The 23078-nt window shown below is 60.5% G+C and carries 11 protein-coding genes and 2 tRNA genes; 9 read left to right on the top strand and 4 right to left on the bottom strand.

What is annotated here, in order from left to right; translation table 11 throughout:
• Positions 1–136: 136 nt before the first annotated feature.
• From fadD2 to AAEO81_RS23975, 4 genes are all read left to right on the top strand, one after another.
• Positions 137–1825 (top strand): long-chain-fatty-acid--CoA ligase FadD2, encoded by a 1689-nt coding sequence (gene fadD2 / locus AAEO81_RS23990; RefSeq protein ID WP_341959516.1) that lies wholly within the window; start codon positions 137–139, stop codon positions 1823–1825.
• 416 nt (positions 1826–2241) lie between these two features.
• Positions 2242–3939, top strand: a complete 1698-nt coding sequence (gene fadD1 / locus AAEO81_RS23985) for a long-chain-fatty-acid--CoA ligase FadD1 (protein ID WP_341959515.1) — start codon at positions 2242–2244, stop codon at positions 3937–3939.
• Between the two features lie 325 nt (positions 3940–4264).
• On the top strand, positions 4265–8176 hold the full coding sequence (hrpA, locus tag AAEO81_RS23980; protein WP_341959514.1) for an ATP-dependent RNA helicase HrpA: 3912 nt from the start codon (positions 4265–4267) through the stop codon (positions 8174–8176).
• A 344-nt stretch (positions 8177–8520) separates the two neighbouring features.
• On the top strand, positions 8521–9642 hold the full coding sequence (locus tag AAEO81_RS23975) for a beta-ketoacyl-ACP synthase III (protein ID WP_341959513.1): 1122 nt from the start codon (positions 8521–8523) through the stop codon (positions 9640–9642).
• A 654-nt stretch (positions 9643–10296) separates the two neighbouring features.
• Here the strand turns inward: AAEO81_RS23975 and AAEO81_RS23970 are convergent.
• Complete coding sequence (locus AAEO81_RS23970; RefSeq protein WP_341959512.1) at positions 10297–11616, bottom strand: putative porin; 1320 nt, start codon at positions 11614–11616, stop codon at positions 10297–10299.
• Between the two features lie 294 nt (positions 11617–11910).
• Between AAEO81_RS23970 and AAEO81_RS23965 the strand changes: the two genes are divergently transcribed.
• On the top strand, positions 11911–13038 hold the full coding sequence (locus AAEO81_RS23965) for a GNAT family N-acetyltransferase (protein WP_341959511.1): 1128 nt from the start codon (positions 11911–11913) through the stop codon (positions 13036–13038).
• Between the two features lie 69 nt (positions 13039–13107).
• On the opposite strand, the gene AAEO81_RS23960 is transcribed toward AAEO81_RS23965, so the two are convergent.
• The gene (locus AAEO81_RS23960; RefSeq protein WP_341959510.1) at positions 13108–16581 is read right to left on the bottom strand and encodes a NahK/ErcS family hybrid sensor histidine kinase/response regulator; all 3474 of its coding nucleotides are present in this window, start codon (positions 16579–16581) and stop codon (positions 13108–13110) included.
• Between the two features lie 372 nt (positions 16582–16953).
• Here AAEO81_RS23960 and AAEO81_RS23955 point away from each other — a divergent pair, with 372 nt between their 5' ends.
• Both AAEO81_RS23955 and AAEO81_RS23950 read left to right on the top strand, forming a co-directional pair.
• A complete protein-coding gene (locus AAEO81_RS23955; protein ID WP_341959509.1) occupies positions 16954–18102 on the top strand; it encodes a TDT family transporter in 1149 nt (382 codons plus the stop codon).
• A 238-nt stretch (positions 18103–18340) separates the two neighbouring features.
• Positions 18341–20212, top strand: coding sequence for an MFS transporter (locus tag AAEO81_RS23950; RefSeq protein ID WP_341959508.1), 1872 nt, complete (start codon positions 18341–18343; stop codon positions 20210–20212).
• A gap of 259 nt (positions 20213–20471) precedes the next feature.
• Here the strand turns inward: AAEO81_RS23950 and AAEO81_RS23945 are convergent, their stop codons facing one another.
• Both AAEO81_RS23945 and rdgC read right to left on the bottom strand, forming a co-directional pair.
• Positions 20472–21434 (bottom strand): bile acid:sodium symporter family protein, encoded by a 963-nt coding sequence (locus AAEO81_RS23945; RefSeq protein WP_341959507.1) that lies wholly within the window; start codon positions 21432–21434, stop codon positions 20472–20474.
• A 99-nt stretch (positions 21435–21533) separates the two neighbouring features.
• Positions 21534–22454 carry a recombination-associated protein RdgC gene (gene rdgC, locus AAEO81_RS23940; protein WP_341959506.1) on the bottom strand — a complete coding sequence of 307 codons (921 nt, stop codon included), beginning with the start codon at positions 22452–22454 and terminating at the stop codon, positions 21534–21536.
• A gap of 160 nt (positions 22455–22614) precedes the next feature.
• Here rdgC and AAEO81_RS23935 point away from each other — a divergent pair.
• A tRNA-Val gene (locus AAEO81_RS23935) sits at positions 22615–22690 on the top strand.
• A 20-nt stretch (positions 22691–22710) separates the two neighbouring features.
• A tRNA-Asp gene (locus tag AAEO81_RS23930) sits at positions 22711–22787 on the top strand.
• The last annotated feature ends 291 nt before the right edge of the window (positions 22788–23078 follow it).

The following is a 23078-nucleotide window of genomic DNA, read 5'->3' as shown; positions in this document are numbered from 1 at the left end:
CGATCACCCGCGAGATTCACGTCATTGATGACGCCCGGGGGCCTATTTGCCTTCTCGGGGTTAGCTGCTAACGTCCGGCAATCACCCGCACCCAGGCTGCGGGGCCGGTACTCTCAGGTAAGAGGATAAAAAGAACATGCAACCTGAATTCTGGAATGACAAACGCCCGGCGGGCGTCCTCTCTGAAGTGGACCTTCACGCGTACAAATCGGTGATCGAGGTCTTCGAGCGCAATTGCAAGAAGTACGCGGATCGCCCGGCCTACAGCAACATGGGCGTGACCTTGACCTACGCCGAGCTGGAGCGTCATTCAGCGGCTTTCGCCGGTTACATTCAGCAGCAAACCGAGCTCAAACCCGGCGACCGCATCGCCGTCCAGATGCCCAATCTGATCCAGTACCCCATCGCCGTCTTCGGTGCCATGCGCGCCGGTCTCATCGTGGTTAACACCAACCCGCTGTACACCGCACGCGAGATGCGCCATCAGTTCAAGGACGCCGGTGTGCGCGCGCTGGTCTACCTCAATGTGTTCGGCAAGAACGTGCAGGAAGTGCTGCCCGACACCGACATTCAGTACCTCATCGAAGTGAAGATGGGCGACATGCAGTCGGCGGCCAAGGGGTGGCTGATCAACACCGTCGTCGAGAAAGTGAAGAAGATGGTTCCGGCCTACGATTTGCCCCAAGCGGTCGCGTTCAAGAGCGTGCTCAAGCTCGGCCGTGGCGATCACGTGCAACAGGTGAAGCTCGACCTGGACGACATCGCCGTCTTGCAATACACCGGCGGCACCACTGGCTCGCCAAAAGGCGCGATGCTCACCCACGGCAATCTGGTCGCGAACATGCAGCAGGTTTACGCCTGCATGTTGCAGCACGGCCCGGACGGGCTGCCGATCTTCAAGCAAGGCGGCGAAATCATGATCGCGCCGCTGCCCATGTACCACATCTACGCGTTCACCTGTAACTGCATGTGCATGATGGTCAGCGGCAATCACAACGTGCTGATCACCAACCCGCGTGACATTGGTGGCTTCATTAAAGAGCTGAAGAAATGGAAGTTCTCGGCGATGCTCGGCCTCAACACGCTGTTTGTGGCGCTGTTGGACCATCCTGAGTTCAAGAATCTGGATTTCTCCCACCTGCGCCTGACCAACTCCGGCGGCACCGCGTTGGTGAAATCCACCGCCGAGCGCTGGCTGAAACTGACCGGCTGCCCCATCGTCGAAGGCTACGGCCTCACCGAAACCTCGCCCGTGGCCACCGCCAACCCCTACGGCGACCAGTCGAAGCTGGGGACCGTCGGCATGCCTGTGCCCGGCACCACCGCCAAGGTCATCGATGACGAAGGCAACGAATTGCCAGTGGGCGAGCGGGGCGAGCTGTGCCTGAAAGGGCCGCAGATCATGCTCGGCTATTGGCACAAACCCGATGCCACCGCCGAAGTGATCGACAGCGAAGGCTGGCTGAAGACGGGCGATATCGCAGTGATCGATCCTGACGGTTTTATTCGCATCGTCGACCGTAAGAAAGATCTGATTATCGTGTCGGGTTTCAACGTCTACCCCAATGAGATCGAAGACGTGGTTTCGCATCACCCGAAGGTCGCCAACTGCGCGGTCATTGGTGTGCCGGACGAGCGTTCGGGGGAGGCGGTGAAGCTGTTCGTGGTGCCTCGGGATGCAAGCCTGACCACCGACGAGTTAAAGGCGTACTGCAAAGAAAACTTCACGGGCTACAAGATTCCCAAGCACATCGTGCTGCGGGAGTCGTTGCCGATGACGCCAGTGGGCAAAATCCTCCGACGCGAGCTGCGCGATCCGGCCTGAAACGGCTATATAAAGAAACGGCGTGTTGAGAAACACGCCGTTTTTTTATTGTTTAACGCCCATACCTGTAGGAGTGAGCTTGCTCGCGAAGCGTGTATACAGGCACTGTTGAGCCGTCTGCTCTAACGCCTCGCGAGCAAGCTCACTCCTACAGGGTTGTACGAACAGACGGAAAACTGTGTGAAATTTCGACATTTAGGTTCATTGCTCTAAACGTGACTAATGAATGTTCAAGAGTCATGTTTATGACTGTAGAGGCTGCGTTTGCCTCTGGTCGGCCTTTGGCAAAGCTGCTACGCTCGGCCCGCTTTTTGTACAGTCGATACGCAGAAAGCGGTTGCTACGAACATTCCAAACACAAGAAATCATCGCATCGAGCGGTGTGTAGAAACGCTGTCGCTGAGGAGTCGGCTTCCATGATCGAAAACTTCTGGAAGGATAAATATCCGTCTGGTATCGCTGCCGATATTGATCCGGACGCGTATCCAAACGTTCAGGCGGTATTGAAACAGTCCTGCGAGCGTTTCGCCAACAAACCTGCGTTCAGCAACCTGGGCAAGACACTCACCTACGGTGAGATGTACGAATTGTCCGGCGCGTTCGCCGCGTATCTCCAACAGCACACCGACCTGCAACCGGGCGACCGCATCGCCGTGCAATTGCCCAACGTGCTGCAATACCCGATCGCGGTATTCGGTGCCATTCGCGCCGGCCTGATCGTGGTCAACACCAACCCGCTGTACACCACGCGGGAAATGGAACACCAGTTCAACGACTCCGGGGCCAAGGCGCTGGTGTGCCTGGCGAACATGGCGCACCTGGCTGAGAAGGTCGTGCCGAAAACCCACGTAAAGCACGTGATCGTCACCGAAGTCGCTGACCTGCTGCCGCCACTCAAGCGCCTGCTGGTTAACAGCGTCATCAAGTACGTGAAGAAAATGGTCCCGCCGTTTCACTTGCCCAAGGCCGTCAAATTCAACGACGTGCTGGCGATGGTGCAGGGCAAGTCGGTCAATGAAACCTCGCCAAAAAGCAGCGATGTCGCTGTGCTGCAATACACCGGTGGCACCACCGGCGTGGCCAAGGGCGCGATGCTGACCCACCGCAACCTGATCGCCAACATGCTGCAGTGCAAGGCGCTGATGGGCTCCAACCTCAACGAAGGCTGCGAGATTCTGATCACGCCGCTGCCGCTGTACCACATCTACGCGTTCACGTTTCACTGCATGTCGATGATGCTGAGTGGCAACCACAACATCCTGATCAGCAACCCCCGGGACCTGTCGGCAATGGTCAAGGAATTGTCGAAATGGAAGTTCAGCGGGTTCGTCGGTCTGAACACGCTGTTCGTGGCGTTGTGCAACAACGCTGATTTTCGCAATCTGGACTTCTCTGCGCTGAAGGTCACTCTGTCCGGCGGCATGGCGCTGCAGCAGACCGCTGCGGAGCGCTGGAAGGACGTGACGGGCTGTTCGATCTGCGAAGGCTATGGGATGACTGAAACCAGCCCGGTGGCAACGGTGAACCCGTTCAAGAACATCCAGATGGGCACGATCGGCATCCCGGTGCCCTCTACGCTGTGCAAGACCATCAACGACGCGGGCGAGGAGCTGCCGCTGGGCGAAGTGGGCGAGCTGTGCGTTAAAGGTCCGCAGGTGATGAAAGGCTACTGGCAGCGCCAGGAGGCCACCGACGAAATGCTGGACGCCGAAGGCTGGTTGAAGACCGGTGACATCGCGGTGATTCAGCCCAATGGCTACATCCGTATCGTTGATCGCAAAAAGGACATGATTCTGGTGTCCGGTTTCAATGTGTACCCGAACGAACTGGAAGACGTGCTAGCGACCCTGCCCGGCGTGCTGCAATGCGCGGCCATCGGCGTGCCGGACGAGAAGTCGGGTGAGGCGATCAAGATTTTCGTGGTGGTCAAACCCGGCGCAACCCTGACCAAAGAGCAGGTCATGGAGCACATGCGCGCCAACGTCACGGCGTACAAAGTGCCGCGCAGCGTGGAATTCCGCGATGCGTTGCCGACCACCAACGTCGGCAAGATCCTGCGCCGCGAACTGCGGGACGAAGAGTTGAAGAAGTTGGCGCTGAAGAAACCGGCGTAAGCGTTGCGATGCCACCAGACCCCGCCCAGTGCGGGGTTTATTGTTTTCGGATACACCGCAGAACTGCTTCTGCCCGGAGGGCGTGGGAGCGCAGCTTGCTCGCGATCTGGCGCGAAGCGGCAGCAAATACTGCAAACGCGATACGTCTGACACAACCAGGGTGGCAGATTTTACTGCCGCTGCGCGCCAGATCGCGAGCAAGCTGCGCTCCTACGGCCGATGGCCAGAATCAAAAGCGATGTGCCGGCCGCGGACATGCATGATGCCCACCAAATCTGCGACAATCCGCGCCCTGCATTCAGAATAGAAAAGACTTCGCGCCCTGATGACCGACGAATCGCCTTCCATCGACCAGCTGTTCAAGAACCTCGACCACGCGATGATCAGTGATCGTCATCGCCTGCGCCGTCAGTTGCACGAGCTGCGCAAGAAGCCCGACGACGGCAAGCTGGCGCAGTGGGTCGAGCGTGTGCAGGCTTCGTGTGCGCAGGTGACGTCGCGCAAGCAGAGCGTGCCGACGATTCGCTACGACGAAAACCTGCCGATCGCCGCCAAGCGCGACGAGATCAAGGACGCGCTGCTCAAGCATCAGGTGCTGATCATCGCGGGCGAAACCGGCTCGGGCAAAACCACGCAGCTGCCGAAAATCTGCCTGGAAATCGGGCGCGGTCAGCACGGTCTGATCGGCCATACGCAACCCCGTCGCATCGCAGCGCGCAGCGTGGCCAGCCGGGTCGCGGAAGAAATCGGCACGCCGTTGGGCGCGCTGGTCGGTTATCAGGTGCGGTTCGAAGACCAGAGCGATCAGAACACCCTGATCAAGCTGATGACCGACGGCATTCTGCTCGCCGAAACCCAGCACGACCGCTTTCTTGAGCGCTACGACACGATCATCGTCGACGAAGCCCATGAGCGCAGCCTGAACATCGACTTCCTGCTGGGTTACCTGAAAACCCTGCTGCCCCGTCGTCCGGACCTGAAAATCATCATCACCTCGGCGACCATCGACCTCGAACGCTTTTCCGAGCATTTCGACAAAGCGCCGATCATCGAGGTCTCGGGTCGCACGTTCCCGGTGGAGACCTGGTATCGGCCGATGACCGCCGAGCAGGACGAAGAGGGCAACAGCGTCGAGGACGACCTGACCGTCGATCAGGCGATCCTCGCGACCCTCGACGAACTGGCCGCGCTCGAACGTTCGGAGCGCAAATCACCCGGCGACGTGCTGGTGTTCCTGCCCGGCGAGCGCGAGATTCGCGACGCCGCCGAAATGCTGCGCAAGGCCCAGCTCAAGCACACCGAAATCCTGCCGCTTTACGCGCGTCTGTCGCCTGCCGAACAGCAGCGGATCTTCCAGTCGCATCCGGGTCGCCGCGTGGTGCTGGCCACCAACGTCGCGGAAACCTCGCTGACCGTTCCCGGCATCCGCTACGTGATCGACACCGGCACCGCGCGCATCAGCCGCTACAGCTACCGCGCCAAGGTTCAGCGCCTGCCCATCGAGGCGGTTTCCCAGGCCAGCGCCAACCAGCGTAAAGGGCGTTGCGGTCGCGTAGAGCCGGGTTTGTGCGTGCGGTTGTACAGCGAAGAAGATTTCCTCTCGCGCCCGGAATTCACCGACCCCGAGATTCTTCGTACGAACCTCGCGGCGGTCATCCTGCAGATGCTGCACCTGCGTCTGGGGCAAATTACCGATTTTCCGTTCATCGAACCGCCGGATGGCAAGGCGATCAGCGACGGGTTCAACCTGCTGCAAGAGTTGTCGGCGGTCACCCGCGAGAACCAGCTGACGCCGCTCGGTCGTCAATTGGCGCGCCTGCCGGTGGACCCGCGCATGGGCCGTATGCTGCTGGAAGCGGCGAAGCAGGGCAGCTTGCAGGAAGTGCTGATCGTCGCCAGCGCCATGTCGATTCAAGACCCGCGCGAGCGTCCGCCCGAGCGTCAACAGGCTGCCGATCAGGCCCACGCGCAGTGGAAGGATCAGGACTCGGACTTCGCCGGGCTGGTCAATCTGTGGCGCGGTTTCGAAGAGCAGCGTCAGGCGCTGACCGCGAGTCCTTTGCGTAACTGGTGCCGCCGCAACTTCCTCAATTACCTGCGGCTGCGCGAGTGGCGCGACTCCCATCGCCAGTTGAGCCTGATCTGTCGCGACCTGCAACTGACGGTGAACAAAGAGCCCGCGGACTTCCCGAAATTTCACAAGGCGGTGCTGTCGGGTCTGCTGAGCCAGATCGGCCAGAAGGCCGAGGAAGGCGACTACCTCGGCGCCCGTCAGCGACGGTTCTGGGTGCACCCGTCGTCGGGGCTGGGCCGTAAACGCCCGCAATGGATCATGGCCGCTGAACTGGTCGAGACCACCAAGCTGTATGCGCGCATGGTGGCCAAGATCGAGCCGGACTGGATCGAGCCGCTGGCCGGGCATCTGGTCAAGAAAAACCATTTCGAACCGCACTGGGAGAAGAAGCGCGGGCAGGTGGTGGCGTTCGAACAGATCACCCTGTTTGGCCTGATCATCGTCGGGCGTCGTCCGGTGCATTTCGGGCCGATCGACCCGGTGGTGTCCCGCGAGTTTTTCATTCGTGAAGGGCTGGTGCGCGGCGAAATTCAATCCCGCGCCAAATGCCTGACCGCCAACACCAAGTTGCTGGAACAGCTCGACGAACTGGAGGCCAAGGCCCGTCGTCGCGACATCCTGGCGGACGAGGAAACGCTGTTCCGTTTCTACGACGAGCGCCTGCCCGCCGAGATTCACCAGACCGCGACGTTCGACGCATGGTATCGGATGGAGAGCCAGAAGAACCCTCAGCTGTTGATCATGCGCGAGGAAGACGTCCTCGCCCGTGAAGCCAGCGAAGTCACGGCCAATCTTTACCCGGACACGTTGCGTCTGGGCGATCTGACCCTGCCGCTGACGTACCACTTCGAACCGAACCATCCACGGGACGGCGTGACCCTGCGCGTGCCTGCGCCGCTGCTGTTGTCGCTGCCTGCCGAGCGTCTGGAGTGGCTGGTGCCGGGACTGCTGGAAACCAAATGCGTGGCGCTGGTGCGGAACCTGCCCAAGGCTCTGCGCAAGAATTTCGTGCCGGTGCCGGACTTCGTCAAGGCGGCGCTGCAGCGTATGGCCTTCGCCGACGGCTCGCTGCCGCAGGCGTTGGGTCGTGAGCTGTTGCGCATGACCGGCGCTCGGGTCACCGACGAGGCGTGGGCCGAGGCTGCGCAGCAGGTCGAAAGCCACCTGAAGATGAACCTCGAAGTGGTCGACGCTCAGGGCAAGTTTCTGGGCGAAGGTCGCGACCTGGACGAACTGACGGCACGCTTCGCTGAAGCCGGGCAAGCCGCCTTGGCCGTGCCGCAAACAGCGAAGAGCCAGCAGCCGGTTGAGGCCAAAGGCTTCGCCAAGGTGGAAGAAAAAACCCAGCAAAAGATCGCCGGGCTGTCGATGACGGTGTATCCCGCGCTGGTGGAAGAGGGTGGCGCGGTCAAGGAAGGGCGGTTCTCGACCCAGACCGAAGCCGAGTACCAGCACCGCCGCGCTCTACAGCGCTTGTTGCTGCAACAACTGGCCGAGCCGACGAAATTCCTGCGCAGTAAATTGCCGGGTCAAACCGAGCTGGCCTTGCTGTACCGCGACATGGGCCGGGTCGACGCGCTGATCGAAGACATTTTGTTGGCCAGTCTGGACAGCTGCATTCTCGAAGGCGAAGCCACATTGCCACGGGATGGCGCGGGGCTGATGTCGCTGGCCGAGCGCAAGCGCGGCGCGCTCACGGAACACGCCGAACGCCTGGCAAGGCTGACGCTGGACATTCTCAAGCTGTGGCACGGCCTGCAAAAGCGCTTCAAGGGCAAGATCGATCTGGCCCAGGCCGTGGCGTTGAACGACATCAAGGCGCAGTTGGGCAAGTTGGTGTACCCGGGCTTCGTGCGCGAAACCCCGGCGCTCTGGATCAAGGAGCTGCCGCGTTATCTGAAGGCGATCGAGTTGCGCCTTGAGAAGCTGGGCAGCCAGGTGCAGAAAGACCGGGTGTGGAGCATCGAACTCGGCAACCTCTGGGCGCAATACCAGACCCGCGCCGACAAACACGCCCAGGAAGGCAAGCGCGATCCCGAACTGGCGGTGTACCGCTGGTGGCTGGAGGAATACCGCGTTTCGCTGTTCGGCCAGCAATTGGGGACCAAGGTGCCGATTTCCGACAAGCGATTGAGCAAGCAGTGGGCGGCAGTGGAGGGGTAAATAGTTCGCGGTTTATCTGAATCACCGCGTTCCCCTGTGGGAGCGAATTCATTCGCGAAACGAAGGTTCAGACGGCAGAGATGTGTCGTATGTACGGGCCATTCGCGAATGAATTCGCTCCCACAGGGAATTGCGATGCCGCGGTCCTGCATTCCAGCGGCCCGATAGCGCCAAATTCCGGCCGTTATGGCAAACTTCGCGGTTAAAACCCCAAGCGTTACAAAAACACTGCTCCCGCCCACGGGGGATTTTATCGTTGCATTGGTACTGTCGTTCCAGAAATAGCCAGCACCGTGCTTGCGCAGACGCTTTGTCTGCTGCCAATCAAAAAGAGAGGAACGACCGTGTACGACGTCGTGATCAGTGGCACAGGGCTTTTCACCCCGGCCAACAGCATTTCCAACGATGAGCTGGTGCATTCTTTCAACACCTACGTCGCGCAATTCAATGCTGAAAACGCCGCCGCCATCGAGGCCGGTGAGGTGCAGGCGTTGACCGAATCCAGCGCGGCGTTCATCGAGAAAGCCAGCGGCATCAAAAGCCGCTTCGTCATGGACAAGGACGGCATTCTCGACCCGAATCGCATGAAGCCTCGTCTGCCGGAACGCTCGAACGACGAATGGTCGATCCTCTGCGAGATGGGCGTCGCCGCCGCTGAACAGGCGTTGCAGCGCGCAGGCAAAACGGCTGCTGACATCGACGGTGTGATCGTCGCCTGCTCCAACCTGCAACGGGCTTACCCGGCCATCTCGATCGAGATTCAGGCGGCGCTGGGCGTTCAGGGGTTCGGTTTCGACATGAACGTTGCCTGTTCCTCGGCCACGTTCGGCATTCAGACCGCCTACAACAGCGTCAAACTCGGCCAGGCCCGTGCGCTGTTGGTGATCAGCCCGGAAATCTGCACCGCGCACCTGAATTTCCGTGATCGCGACAGCCACTTCATCTTCGGTGATGCGGCGACGGCAGTGGTGGTTGAGCGTGCTGATCTGGCGACGTCCGAGCATCAGTTCGACATCGTCAGCACCAAGTTGCTGACCAGCTTCTCCAACAACATCCGCAACAACTTCGGCTTCCTCAACCGCGCGGCGGAAGAAGGCGAAGGCAAGCCGGACAAGCTGTTCGTGCAGGAAGGCCGCAAAGTGTTCCGCGAAGTCTGCCCGATGGTGGCGGAACTGGTGGGCACGCACCTGACCGAGAACAGCCTCAACGTCAGTGACGTGCAGCGTTTCTGGCTGCATCAGGCGAACCTCAGCATGAACCATTTGATCGTGAAGAAACTGCTGGACCGCGACGCCACTGTCGAAGAGGCCCCGGTGATTCTCGACCGCTACGCCAACACCAGTTCGGCGGGTTCGGTGATTGCGTTTCACACCTACCAGGACGACCTGCCGACCGGCGCACTGGGCGTGCTCAGTTCGTTTGGGGCAGGGTATTCGATTGGTAGCGTGATTCTGCGCAAGAAGTAACGACTCCGCTCTCGGATCAGACCGGGATCTGAAACTGTAGGAGCGAATTCATTCGCGAAAGATCTGTCAGGCGACATGGCTGTGTTGGCTGTGTGGGCCTTTCGCGAATGAATTCGCTCCTACAGAGGGGTTGGGCGTTCGGCACCAAGAACGTTCAACCTTACAAACGCCACCACCTAAGGTAGTGGTGGGCGAGGTCTGAAACTGTAGGAGCGAATTCATTCGCGAAAGATCTGTCAGGCGACATGGTTGTGTCGGTTGTGTAGGCCTCTCGCGAATGAATTCGCTCCTACAGGGGGTTGGGCGTTCTGCATCGAGAACGTTCAACCTTACAAACGCCACCACCTAAGGTAGTGGTGGGCGAGGTCTGAAACTGTAGGAGCGAATTCATTCGCGAAAGATCTGTCAGGCGACATGGTTGTGTCGGTTGTGTAGGCCTCTCGCGAATGAATTCGCGCCTACAGGGGTTTCTGCGTATAAAAAAGTGTTCGGCGCCCAAAATAAAAACAGCCCGGCATTGAACTGTCGGAACGGATGATGGGGATCCGACAGGGCAACGGCGGGCTGTGAGAGTCACTTCAGACCTTGAGGGAGCACTCAAGGCCTGACGCTTTCAGCTTGGAGCTTGCCGCTCGAAACGCGCGGCTGCTTTTCTTAGAACTTGGCCATCACGTCCAGTTGCAGGGTGTTGGCATCCTGGTCACGCGGAGCGTTCGCGTAGGCGAAGTCTGCTTTGGTCAGGAAGTACGTGGCGCCCAAGGTGAAGTTCTTGTCGACATCGTACGAAACGCTCAGCTTGTGGCCGCGCGAACCGGTGGTGCCGTTGGCGAAGTCGGAGTCGGTGAAGGCGCCCACCACGGCGTTACGCTGAGTATCGCGATAGTTGTAGTCCAGACCGAAACCAAACACCTTGGTCTTGGCACCGGCCAGCCATGCGGTGTCCTGATCGCTGTCGGTGGCGCTGTTGACCACGTACTGACCGTACAGGCTCAGAGGAACGACCAGACCGGTGAAGTCCAGTTGACCGAAGCCTTCATACAGGCGGAAGTCGTTGGTGTTGTTGCCGTTGATGCTCAGACCGCAGAAGGTGGTCGCGGTGCTGGCAGCAGCCGGATTACAGTCGTTGGAGTGCTGGTACTGGTAAACCGAACCGCCGAGGGTCAGTTTCATGGCATCGGCGACACCGATACGCGTGCCCAACTGAGCCGCGTTCAGGCGCAGGTCGTTCTTGAATTGGGTGCCGTCGCCGCTGATGTTGTCTTTGAGGGTGTAAGTACCGGCGCTACCGAACAGCTCGAAGGATTTGCTGATGGGCAAGCTGTAAGTGGCTGCCAGACCTTCCGGGTTGATGTCGCTATCCCAGATCACGTCGCCTTCGCTGACCCAAGGCTGGGCCATCTTGCCGCCGATGATGTGCAGGTTCTGGATCGCAGTCGGGTGGTAGTCGATGTAGCCCTGATCCAGCCACAGGTCTTTCTTGGTGAAGTAGTCGTTCTGGTCGACGTTGGTGGAGTTGGCCTTGTTGTCGCCGCCAGTGGCGATACGAATACCGGTGCTGACTTGTGGGTTGATGTCGGTGTACGCGCCCAGACGAACACGGATACGCTGGCGGTTCTTGTCCTGGCTGTTGTTCTGGTCGTCGATTTTGACCGTTTCCTGACGAACGCGAACGTCGCCTTTGAACTGAGTCTTGGCGGCCCACGCCACTTTCTGTTCGAATGCCGACAGTTCCGAGGACTTGGCAGCAGTAGCGGCAGCGATCTGGTCGGCTGTCGCTTTCTGGGCTTGTTGCTGAGCCTGCTGATCTTTGGCCAGCTCGTTTTGCAGTTCGGCGTACTGGGTTGGAGAAATCGACCCGTTGGCCTTGAGCATGTCGAGCAGTTTCGCGTCGACTGCGGCGCTGGCCGGAACGCTCATGGCCAGCAACAGACCGCCACACAGGGCTGCCGCAGTTTTGGTGGAAGCAAGACGCATATCAATCTCCGTAGATGAGAAGGGATGACAAAGCCATCCTGGGAACGACCGACCGGAAATGGGCGGGAAAAAAGTCTGTGTTTTTAAGAACCGGGGGCTCTAAAAACAGGCGCCAGTATCACCATCGTTTATGACAGAGAGATGGCTAGGTGATGGCATGTCGATGACATGTGAAAATTCTGTTGAACCCGCGGGCTAGAGCGCTGTCGGCCCAAGTTTCATGTGCAAATACTTTCAATAAGTGATAGAGCGCAAACGTTGGCGTGAGTGGTTTGAAGAGCTCGGGAGAGATCGATGTCGTTGCATCGCTTGGATAAGTTGTCGGATCTGGCACCTGCCGAATGGGACGCGCTGATACCCGGCGAGTCGCCCTTTCTGCGCCACGGGTTTCTCAGTTCGCTGGAAGACAGTGGCAGCCTCGGACCTCGGTCCGGATGGCGTGCGGAGCATTTGTTGCACTACGAAAACGACACGCTCATCGCCGCGCTGCCGACCTATCGCAAGTGGCATTCCTACGGCGAGTACGTGTTCGATCACGGTTGGGCCGATGCGTGTCGCCGTGCAGGCATTGCGTACTACCCCAAGTTGCTGGTGGCGGTGCCGTTCAGCCCGGTCAGCGGTCCACGACTGTTGGCGAAGACCCCGGAAGACGGCCGCGAGTTGATCGCCTGCTTGCCGGGGTACGCAGAGGCAGAAGCGTTGTCGAGTGTGCACGTCAACTTCACCGACCCCGTGGCCGATGCCTTGCTCGCCGAACACCCGGAGTGGCTGCAACGCATTGGCTGTCAGTACCACTGGCAGAACCGGGGCTATCGGGACTTCCAGGATTTTCTCGACGCCCTGAGTTCGCGCAAGCGCAAGCAGATGCGCAAGGAGCGCGAACAAGTGGCGGGGCAGGGCTTCGATTTCGAGTGGCTCGAAGGCCACGAACTGAGCCAGGCGCAGTGGGATTTCGTTTACGCCTGCTATTCCAACACCTATGAAATTCGCGGCCAGGCGCCGTACCTGACCCGCGAGTTCTTCAGCCTGTTGGCCGAGCGCATGCCCGAGGCGATTCGCGTGGTGTTGGCGAAGCAGGGTTCACGGCCGGTGGCCATGGCGTTCAGCCTGATCGGCGGCGACAGCTTTTATGGGCGGTACTGGGGCTGTCTCGCCGAGTTCGACCGGCTGCATTTCGAGACCTGTTTCTATCAGGGCATGGATTACGCAATTGCCCATGGCATCCAGCGATTCGACGCCGGTGCACAGGGCGAGCACAAGTTGATTCGGGGCTTTGAACCGGTGATCACCCACTCATGGCACTATTTGGCCCATCCCGGTTTGCGCGAGGCGGTGGCGGGGTTTCTGGAGCAGGAACGGGCCGGGATTCTGGCGTATGCCGAAGAAGCGCGAGGCGCGTTGCCCTACCGTCAGGGGGAGTGAAGGTCATCGTTCCCCGGCAGCGTTGCGCGATCGGCTACAGGGGTGAAGTCGGCCAATGCGGGCGCCGGATCAACTCAAACTCACGTGTCGGCTCAATAGCGCCCGCAAGGCGGCGGGCTTAACCGGCTTGGCCAGGTAATCCAGTCCGGCCGCGTGCACTTGCGCGATCAACTCCGGGCGCCCGTCGGCGCTGATCAGCACCCCAGGCACCGGCTCACCCAATTGCGTGCGCAGCCACGCCATGAGCTCGGTGCCGGTCTCACCGTGGTCAAGGTGGTAATCCACCAACGCCAGATGCGGGCGGATGCCGTCGTCGAGCAAGGTCTGGCATTCCTCGCGGTTGCGCGCCGTCCATACCTGACAGCCCCAACGGCTGAGCAGGCTGTTCATGCCAATCAGAATGCTGTCTTCATTGTCGATGCACAGCACCTGCGTGCCATTCAAGGCGGCGCGTTTCGGCTCGACCGCCACGGCTTGCGGCGCGGCTTGGGTGCGGGCGAGCGGCACGGTGACGCTGAACACACTGCCCTTGCCCGGCCATGAACGCACTTCGAGGGTATGGCCCAGCACGCGACACAGACCATCGGCAATCGCCAGCCCCAGGCCCAGGCCTTTTTCGGCGCGGGTCTGGTGGCTGTCGAGGCGTTTGAATTCTTCGAAAATCACTTGGCGTTTGTCTTCGGGAATGCCCGGCCCGCGATCCCACACTTCCAGGCTCACGTTCGCCCCTCTGCGCCGCACGCCCAGCAGAATCGGGCCTTTCGCGTAACGGAACGCGTTGGTGAGAAAATTCTGCAACACCCGGCGCAACAGCTTCGCATCGCTGGCAACCCGCAATTGACTGCCGCGCACCCGGAAGTTCAGACCCTGTTCCTGGGCCAGCGCTTTGAATTCCGCGCCCAACGTGTCGAACAGGTTGTTGAGCGGGAAGGGCGCGATCGTCGGCGTGAATTTGCCGTTCTCCAGGCGGGAAATGTCCAGCAGGTCACTGATCAGGTCTTCGGCGGAACGCAGCGAGCTGTCGAGGTGCTGAATCAGTTTCTGCGCCTCATCGGGAATGCTGTCATCCACGTGCAGCAGCGCGGCGGAGAACAGCCGCGCCGCGTTCATCGGCTGCATCAGGTCGTGACTGACCGCCGCGAGAAAGCGGGTTTTCGACTGGTTCGCGGCCTCGGCGTGGGCCTTGGCTTCGGTCAGGGCGACGTTGAGTTGCGACAACTCGCGGGTGCGTTCGGCCACGCGCTGTTCGAGGCTTTCGTTGACGCCCTTGAGCGCCTGTTCGGCCTCACGGAACGCGGTGATGTCGGTGAAACTCATGACGAACCCGCCGCCCGGCATCGGGTTGCCGATCAGCTCGATCACCCGGCCGTTGGGAAACAGGCGCTCGGAGGTGTGCGCGCGCCCCTGACGCATCCAGTGCAAGCGGCGGGCGATGTGAACTTCCGCTTCTCCCGGCCCGAGTAAACCCCGTTCAGCGTTGTAGCGGATGATGTCGGCAATCGGGCGCCCGACGCTGATCAGGCCCTCCGGGTAGTTGAACAGTTCGAGGTAGCGGTCGTTCCAGGCCACCAGTTTCAGCGACTGGTCCACCACGCTGATGCCCTGGGTGATGTTTTCGATGGCGCCCTGCAACAGCGCGCGGTTGAACTGCAGCACCTCGGACGCTTCGTCGGCGATGCGCACCACGTCTTCGAGCTGCATGTCGCGGCCTTCGATGGCCGCCTTCACCACGGCGCGGGTCGAGGAGGTGCCGAGGACACCCGCCAGCAGCCGCTCGGTGTGGGCGATCCATTCGCCGTTGGCGTTCTGGTTCGGGTTGAAGCCCTTGCCCTGACGGTAGGCGAAACGGATGAAGCTCTGCTGCGCCCGTTCCTCGCCCACAAAACGCGCCGAGAGTTTGAGCAAATCCTCGATCTGCACGGCCAGCAGCGAACGATTGTTGGGCCGTGCCTGTAACTCCTGCCCGATGAAACGCCCGGCCTGCCAGTGTTCCGACACCCGCGTACGCGAGAGCAGCGAGACCCACACGAACAGCGCGAAGTTGCCCGCCATCGACAGCAGCACGCCTTGGGTCAACGGGCTGATCGGCAGGTTGAACGGGTTGCTGTGCAGCCAGCCCAGCAATGGAAAACTGCTCAGCGCCCAGCCCATGCTGTGGGCGGTGAGCGGCAGGACGAGGGTGTAGAACCAGATGAACACGCCGGCGGCCAAGCCCGCGAACACGCCTCGTCGGTTGGCGGGTTTCCAGTACAGCGCGCCGATCATCGCGGGGGTCAATTGCGTGATCGCGGCGAAGGCGATCTGGCCGATGGTCGCCAGGCTCGCGGTCGAGCCGAGCAGGCGATAGCTGACGTAGGCCAGCAGCAGAATCGCGACGATGCTGACCCGGCGCACCGACAGCATCCAGTAACGGAACACTTCGAACGGGCGCTCAGCGGTCTTGCGGCGCAACAGCCACGGCAGCAGCATGTCATTGGAGACCATGGTCGACAGCGCGACGCTGGCCACGATCACCATGCCCGTCGCCGCCGAGGCGCCGCCGATGAAGGCGAGCATGGCCAACGCAGGGTGCGCGTGGGCCAGCGGCACGCTGATCACGAACGAATCCGGCAGCACCGAACTGGGCAGCAGCATCTGCCCCGCCAGCGCGATAGGCACCACGAACAGCCCGGCCAGCAGCAGGTAAATCGGGAATACCCATTTGGCCAGGCGCAGGTCTTGAGGCTCGATGTTCTCGACCACCGTCACGTGGAACTGCCGGGGCAGGCAGACGATGGCCATCATCGCCACGCCGGTCTGCACCACCATCGACGGCCAGTTGATGGTTTCCTTCCAGTACTCTTCCAGACGCGGCGCCAGCATCGCCTGATTGAACAGGTCGTCCACGCCGTCGTACAGGCCGAAGGTCACGAACACGCCGACGGCCATGAACGCGAACAGCTTGACCAGCGACTCGAAGGCAATCGCCAGCACCATGCCCCGGTGGTGTTCGGTCGCGTCGAGGTTGCGCGTGCCGAACACGATGGTGAACAGCGCCAGCACCAGCGACACGATCAGCGCGGTATCTTGCGCCCGCGTGCCCGTGGCGTCGGCGCCTGCACCGATCAGGATGTTCACGCCGAGCACGATGCCTTTGAGTTGCAGGGCGATGTAGGGCAGCACGCCGATCAGGCAGATCAACGCCACGACAATGGCCAGAGACTGGGATTTGCCGTAGCGCGCGGCGATGAAGTCGGCGATGGAGGTGATGTTTTCCTGCTTGCTGATCAGCACCATTTTTTGCAGCACCCACGGCGCCAGCACCAGCATCACGATAGGCCCGAGGTAGATCGGCAGGAACGACCACAACTGCTCGGCCGCCTGGCCCACTGCGCCAAAAAACGTCCAACTGGTGCAGTAAACCGCCAGCGACAGGCTGTACACCCACGCACGCAAGCGCGGCGGCAAGGCACCGCTGCGACGATCACCGTAAAAGGCGATGGCGAACATGATGGCCATATAGGCCAGGGCGACGGCAGCGATCAGTCCGCTGGACAGCGACATGGGAACTCCAGACTCAAGCAGGTGCGGTTTCGGCTGCGATCCTTCGCAGGTCACACAGTCTCGCACGCCGGGTGACGTTCGTCTGTTTCGACCAAGGTCGGAGCGGGCGCGGGGTTTTCCGAGGCTGCCGCTGATTCCGGCTACCGTGATGACCTGTAGGAGTGAGCTTGCTCGCGATCGCGTGTTACCTGTCAACCCATCCCGACCGGGGAATCGCCATCGCAAGCAAGCTCACTCCTACAGGTCGGTGGCGAGCGCGGGGAATTGCGTATATCTGAGAAATCTATGACCTATACAGAAATTACCCGCTTAGTCGATATCACCTGACGCCCTACCATGGAGATCACCTCACACGAGGACAGGAGCCATCCCATGAGTCACAGTCTTTTCGTCGCCGCGCACAGGCCCTTCAGCCAACTGAGCCACCCGCGCGAGGTCATCCGCCAATTCACGCCCAACTGGTTCGCCGTGACCATGGGCACCGGGATTCTCTCGGCCGTGCTCACGCAATTGCCTGTTCATGTCCCCGGCCTGTTCCCGTTGGCCGAGGCCCTGTGGCTGCTGAACATCGCGCTGTTTCTGACTTTCAGCGTCCTCTACACCGCTCGTTGGATGATGTTCTTCGACGAAGCGCGGCGGGTGTTCGGGCATTCCACGGTCTCGATGTTCTTCGGCACGATCCCCATGGGGCTGGCGACGATCATCAACGGGCTGCTGACCTTCGGCCTGCCGCGCTGGGGCGTCGCTGTGGTGCCAGTCGCGGAACTGCTCTGGTGGCTGGACGTGGCGATGTCGGTGGGCTGCGGCGTATTGATCCCGTTCATGATGTTCACCCGCCAGCAGCACAGCATCGACCAAATGACAGCCGTCTGGTTGCTGCCCGTGGTCGCGGCGGAAGTGGCGGCGGCCAGTGGGGGGTTGCTGGCGCCGCATCTGACGGACACCCACAGCCAATTCAGCGTGTTGATCACCAGTTACGTGCTGTGGGCGTTGTCGGTGGCCGTGGCGTTCAGCATTCTGACGATCCTTCTGCTGCGCATGGCGTTGCACAAACTGCCCCACGAAAACATGGCGGCGTCGAGTTGGCTGGCGTTGGGGCCGATCAGCACCGGCGCGTTCGGCTTGATGGTGCTGGGCGCTGATTCGCCACTGATCTTCGCCGCCAATGGATTGCCCGGTGTGGGCGAGATTGCGGCGGGATTGGGGTTGATCGCAGGGATCATGCTCTGGGGCGTCGGTATGTGGTGGCTGCTGATGGCCGTGCTGATCACGGCGCGTTACCTGCGCAACGGCATCCCGTTCAATCTCGGCTGGTGGGGCTTTACCTTTCCGTTGGGCGTGTTTGCGTTGACCACGCTGAAGCTGGGGGCGGTGTTGAATCTGGGGTTCTTTTCGGTCTTTGGCAGCGTGCTGGTCGCCGGTCTGGCGGCGCTGTGGCTGGTGATCATGAAACGCACCGTGGTAGGTGCCTATAAAGGAACGCTGTTCGTCTCGCCGTGTATTGCGGGTCTAAAGGGTTGAACATCGCTCTCAGTCTCTACGCAATCCCATTGTAGGAGCCGGCTTGCTGGCGAATGCGGTGTGTCAGACACCTCTACGGCAAATGACACGCCGCCTTCGCCAGCAAGCCGGCTCCTACAGTGTCTGAATTCTCTCGCTTATCGACAATCTGGCCTTGAACGTCTTCAATGTGGCTCGGATCGGCTCTCCAGCGTTCCAATCCAAAAGCCGATAGCGGCGCCATTCAGGACCCTGGACGATGAGTCAGTCGCAGTTCAATTTGTTGGGCAAACGGCGTTTCCTGCCGTTTTTCGTGACCCAGTCCCTCGGGGCCTTCAACGACAACATCTTCAAGCAATCGCTGATCCTCGCTATCCTCTACAAGCTCACCATCGACGGTGACCGCTCGATCTACGTCAACCTCTGCGCCTTGCTGTTCATCCTGCCGTTCTTTTTGTTCTCGGCGCTGGCGGGGCAGTTCGGCGAGAAATACCCTAAAGACAAGCTGATCCGCATGATCAAGGTGCTGGAGATCGGCATCATGGTGGTCGGCGCTGTCGGCTTTCTGTTCGATCACCTGTCGTTGATGCTCGCCGCGCTGTTCGCCATGGGCACCCACTCGGCGCTGTTCGGCCCGGTGAAATACTCGATCCTGCCCCAGCACCTGCACGAAAACGAGCTGGTGGGCGGCAACGGTCTGGTGGAAATGGGCACCTTCCTGGCGATTCTCGCCGGGACCATCGGCGCCGGGATCATGATGTCGGCCACCCATTACGCACCCATCGTCTCGACAGCGATGGTACTGGTGGCGTGCCTGGGTTACCTCGCCAGTCGCGGCATTCCTCCCGCCGCAGCCGCCAGCCCGGAAATGCGCCTGAACTGGAACATCTTCAGCGAATCCTGGGCCACCCTGAAACTGGGCCTCGGCCAGACCAAAGCGGTGTCGCGCTCCATCGTCGGCAACTCCTGGTTCTGGTTTGTCGGTGCGATCTACCTGACGCAGATTCCGGCGTACGCCAAGGAATTTCTCTACGGCGATGAAACCGTCGTCACCCTGATCCTCACCGTGTTCTCCATCGGCATTGCCGCAGGTTCGATGCTCTGCGAGCGGCTGTCGGGACGCAAAGTGGAAATCGGCCTGGTGCCCTTCGGTTCGGCAGGCCTGACCGTGTTTGGCCTGCTGCTGTGGTGGCATTCCGGAGGCTTCCCGCAGAACGTTCAGGCCAACAACTGGCTGGCCGTGCTGGGTTACGGTCAGGCGTGGTGGGTGCTGCTCGACATCCTTGGCATCGGTGTGTTCGGTGGCTTCTACATCGTGCCGCTGTACGCGCTGATCCAGTCGCGTACGCCGGAGAAAGAGCGCTCGCGGGTGATCGCTTCGAACAACATCCTCAACGCGCTGTTCATGGTGGTCTCGGCGATTGTCTCGATCATCTTCCTCAGCGTGGTGAAGCTGTCGATCCCGCAACTGTTCCTCGTCGTCTCGCTGATGAACATCGCGGTCAACACCTACATCTTCAAGATCGTCCCGGAATTCACCATGCGCTTCATGATCTGGCTGCTCAGCCATTCCATGTACCGCGTGGAGCACCGCGACCTCGAACAGATCCCCGACGAAGGCGCGGCCTTGCTGGTCTGCAACCACGTGTCGTTCGTCGATGCGTTGCTGATCGCGGGCTCGGTGCGTCGGCCGATCCGCTTCGTCATGTACTACAAAATCTTCAACATCCCGGTGCTGAACTTCATCTTCCGCACCGCTGGCGCGATCCCGATTGCCGGGCGTGGCGAAGACCTGTTGATCTACGGCGCTGCCTTCAAGCGCATCGCCGAATACCTCAAGGAAGGCGAGTTGGTGTGCATCTTCCCCGAAGGCAAACTGACCACCACGGGCGACATCGACGAATTCAAAGGCGGCATGACCCGCGTGCTGGAAGAGACCGATGTGCCGGTGATTCCGCTGGCGTTGCAGGGGTTGTGGGGCAGCTTTTTCAGCCGCGATCCGAACAAGGGTGTGTTCCGTCGGTTGTGGTCGCGCGTGACCCTGGTGGCAGGGCCTGCGTTGGTGGGGGAGGAGTCGCAACCTGCGCTGGTGCGTGAGCGGGTGGCTGAATTGAGAGGGGAAATGCGCTAATCAGGCGCTGAGGTTCTGATGCGGAGTGCGGTTTCCTGTAGGAGCGAATTCATTCGCGAAAAGGGTTCAGCCGATAGGAATGTGCCGCCTGAAATACCTTCGCGAATGAATTCGCTCCCACAGGGTGATTGGGGTGTGTCAGACCAGATGCCTTCTCTGACACATTGCTGATCGGTGGTGTGTCAGACCAGATGCCTTCTCTGACACATTGCTGATCGGTGGTGTGTCAGACAAGCCGCCCGCTCTGACACATGGCCGATCAGCCCACCACCGGCTTGTCTTCCGTCACCACCGCATCCGGTTCCATCTTCCGGAAGTACGTCGAGAGCAGCGCGCCGGAGATGTTGTGCCACACGCTGAACAGCGCGCTCGGCACCGCCGCCAGTGGCGAGAAGTGCGCGGCGGCCAGGGCGGCGCCGAGGCCGGAGTTCTGCATGCCGACTTCCAGCGACAGGGATTTGCGCTGGGGCAGCGGCAGTTTGAACAGCTTGCCGGTGAAATAGCCCAGGCCGAAACCGAAGGTGTTGTGCAGGATCACCACGGCCATGATCAGCAGGCCCGACTCGGCGATCTTCGCCTGACTGGCCGCCACCACCGCGCAGACGATCATCACGATGCTCACCACCGAAATCAGCGGCAGCACGTCGACGGCGTATTGCACCTTCTCGCCCAGGAGCTTTTGCGCAACGACGCCGAGCACGATCGGCAGCATCACGAATTGCAGGATCGACCAGAACATATCCATGAAAGACACTGGCAGCCATGCGGACGCCAGCAGCCAGATCAGCGCCGGCGTCAACAGCGGGGCGAGGAGGGTGGTGACGGCGGCGATGGCCACCGACAGCGCCAGGTCGCCCTTGGCCAGCCAGGTCATGACGTTGGACGACGTGCCGCTTGGGCAGCAACCGACCAGAATCACGCCGACGGCAATTTCCGCTGGCAGGTGGAACACCTGACACAGCAACCACGCCACACCCGGCATGATCACGAAATGCGCAACCACGCCCAACGCCACACGCCACGGATGGCGCACGACTTCGGAGAAGTCTTCAAGCTTGAGGGTCAGGCCCATGCCGAACATGACCAGCCCCAGCAGCGGGACGATCAGGGTTTTCAGCCCAATGAACCAGCCCGGGAACAGGAACGCCAACACGGCGAACAGCAGCACCCAGTACGCGAAGGTATTACCGACAAAACGACTCAACGCAGCCAGGGCACGCATGGCTTGCTCCTTAGGTTTCTCTATTTATAAGTGTTGATCAGCACTGCGCCGTCGATGAGCGACGGCGCAGCAGGTGATGCTTTATACCGCGTCGGGCCGTCAGATACCTTGCGGAATCTCTTCACCACCCAACGCCTCGAACAGCTCCGGGAGGAACTCGCCGAAGGTCAGCATCATCAAGGTGAAGCTGGCGTCCAGTTGGCCTAGGGCGTCGTCGCCGCCGTCCTGTTCCGCTTCATCTTGCAGAAGCTGTTCGAACTTCAGACGCTTGATGCCCAGTTTGTCATCCAGTACGAAGGACAGTTTGTCCTGCCAGGCAAGAGACAGCTGGGTGACGACCTTGCCAGTGCTCAAGTGCAGCTGGATTTCGTCGCTGGTCAGGTCCTGACGCTTGCACTTCACGATGCCGCCGTCTTCGTGGGTGTCGCGCAGTTCGCATTCGTCGAGGACGAAGAAGTTGTCGGCGGTCTGGCCGGTCTTCACCCAATCGGTCATGACGGCGGTCGGCGCGGTCTTCACGGTCACCGGGCGCACCGGCAGCGAACCGACCACTTCACGCAGGGTAGAGAGCAGGTCTTCGGCGCGTTTCGGGCTGGAGGCGTTGACCAGGATCACGCCTTGCTTCGGCGCGATGGCGGCGAAGGTGGCCGAGCGGCGGATGAAGGCGCGCGGCAGGAAGGCCTGGATGATTTCGTCCTTGAGCTGATCACGCTCTTTTTTATAGACCTTGCGCATTTGCTCGGTCTCGATTTCTTCGACTTTCTCTTTCAGCGCGTCGTTGACCACGCTGCCAGGGAGAATGCGTTCTTCCTTGCGCGCGGAAATCAGCAGGAAATCGCCGCTGACGTGCACCAATGGCGCGTCTTCACCCTTGCCGAACGGGGCGATGAAACCGTAAGTGGTCAACTCCTGGCTGGCACAAGCGCGTGCAGGCTTGGTCGCCAATGCGGTTTCCAGCGCCTCGGCGTCAAACGGCAGGTCTTGGGTCAGGCGATAGACAAGCAGGTTTTTGAACCACATGGGGGACAGCTCTCCTTTATACAAAGGGGGGCATTATTCGCTGCTGCGACCCTGCGGCCAACCCTGATGTAACCCTTTGGTTGGATTATAAAAATTATTTGAAAAAGTGCTTGCCAGAGGTTTGATCGCTCCGTAGAATGCGCGCCACACCGAGAGACAAGGGTGATTAGCTCAGCCGGGAGAGCATCTGCCTTACAAGCAGAGGGTCGGCGGTTCGATCCCGTCATCACCCACCACTCGTTGAAAGGTGTTACGCGCAGCGGTAGTTCAGTCGGTTAGAATACCGGCCTGTCACGCCGGGGGTCGCGGGTTCGAGTCCCGTCCGCTGCGCCATATTGAGTTACGAGGCCCTTGAACTCCTCGTAACGACAGAGAAAGCGACCTTAGGGTCGCTTTTTTTGTGCCTGAGATTTGGTAATCCCTTCGGTCTGTTCTTGATTCTGGCCGAAGAGCGGGCTCTCGCCAGACGCCGATGCTCGACCTGTGCTGCCCTCGATTCGTAGGAGTTGGCTTGCCTACGATCTGGCGCGTAGCGGCAGCAAAACCGTTGGACGCGGTATGTCTGACACAACCAAGTTGTCCGATTTTGCTACTGCTTCGCAGCAGATCGCGAGCAAGCTTGCT

It is taken from the genome of Pseudomonas sp. RC10 (assembly GCF_038397775.1).
GTDB lineage: Bacteria > Pseudomonadota > Gammaproteobacteria > Pseudomonadales > Pseudomonadaceae > Aquipseudomonas > Aquipseudomonas bambusae.
The sequence above is the reverse complement of the archived record's forward strand: the minus strand, read 5'-3'. Positions and strand labels throughout refer to the sequence as shown.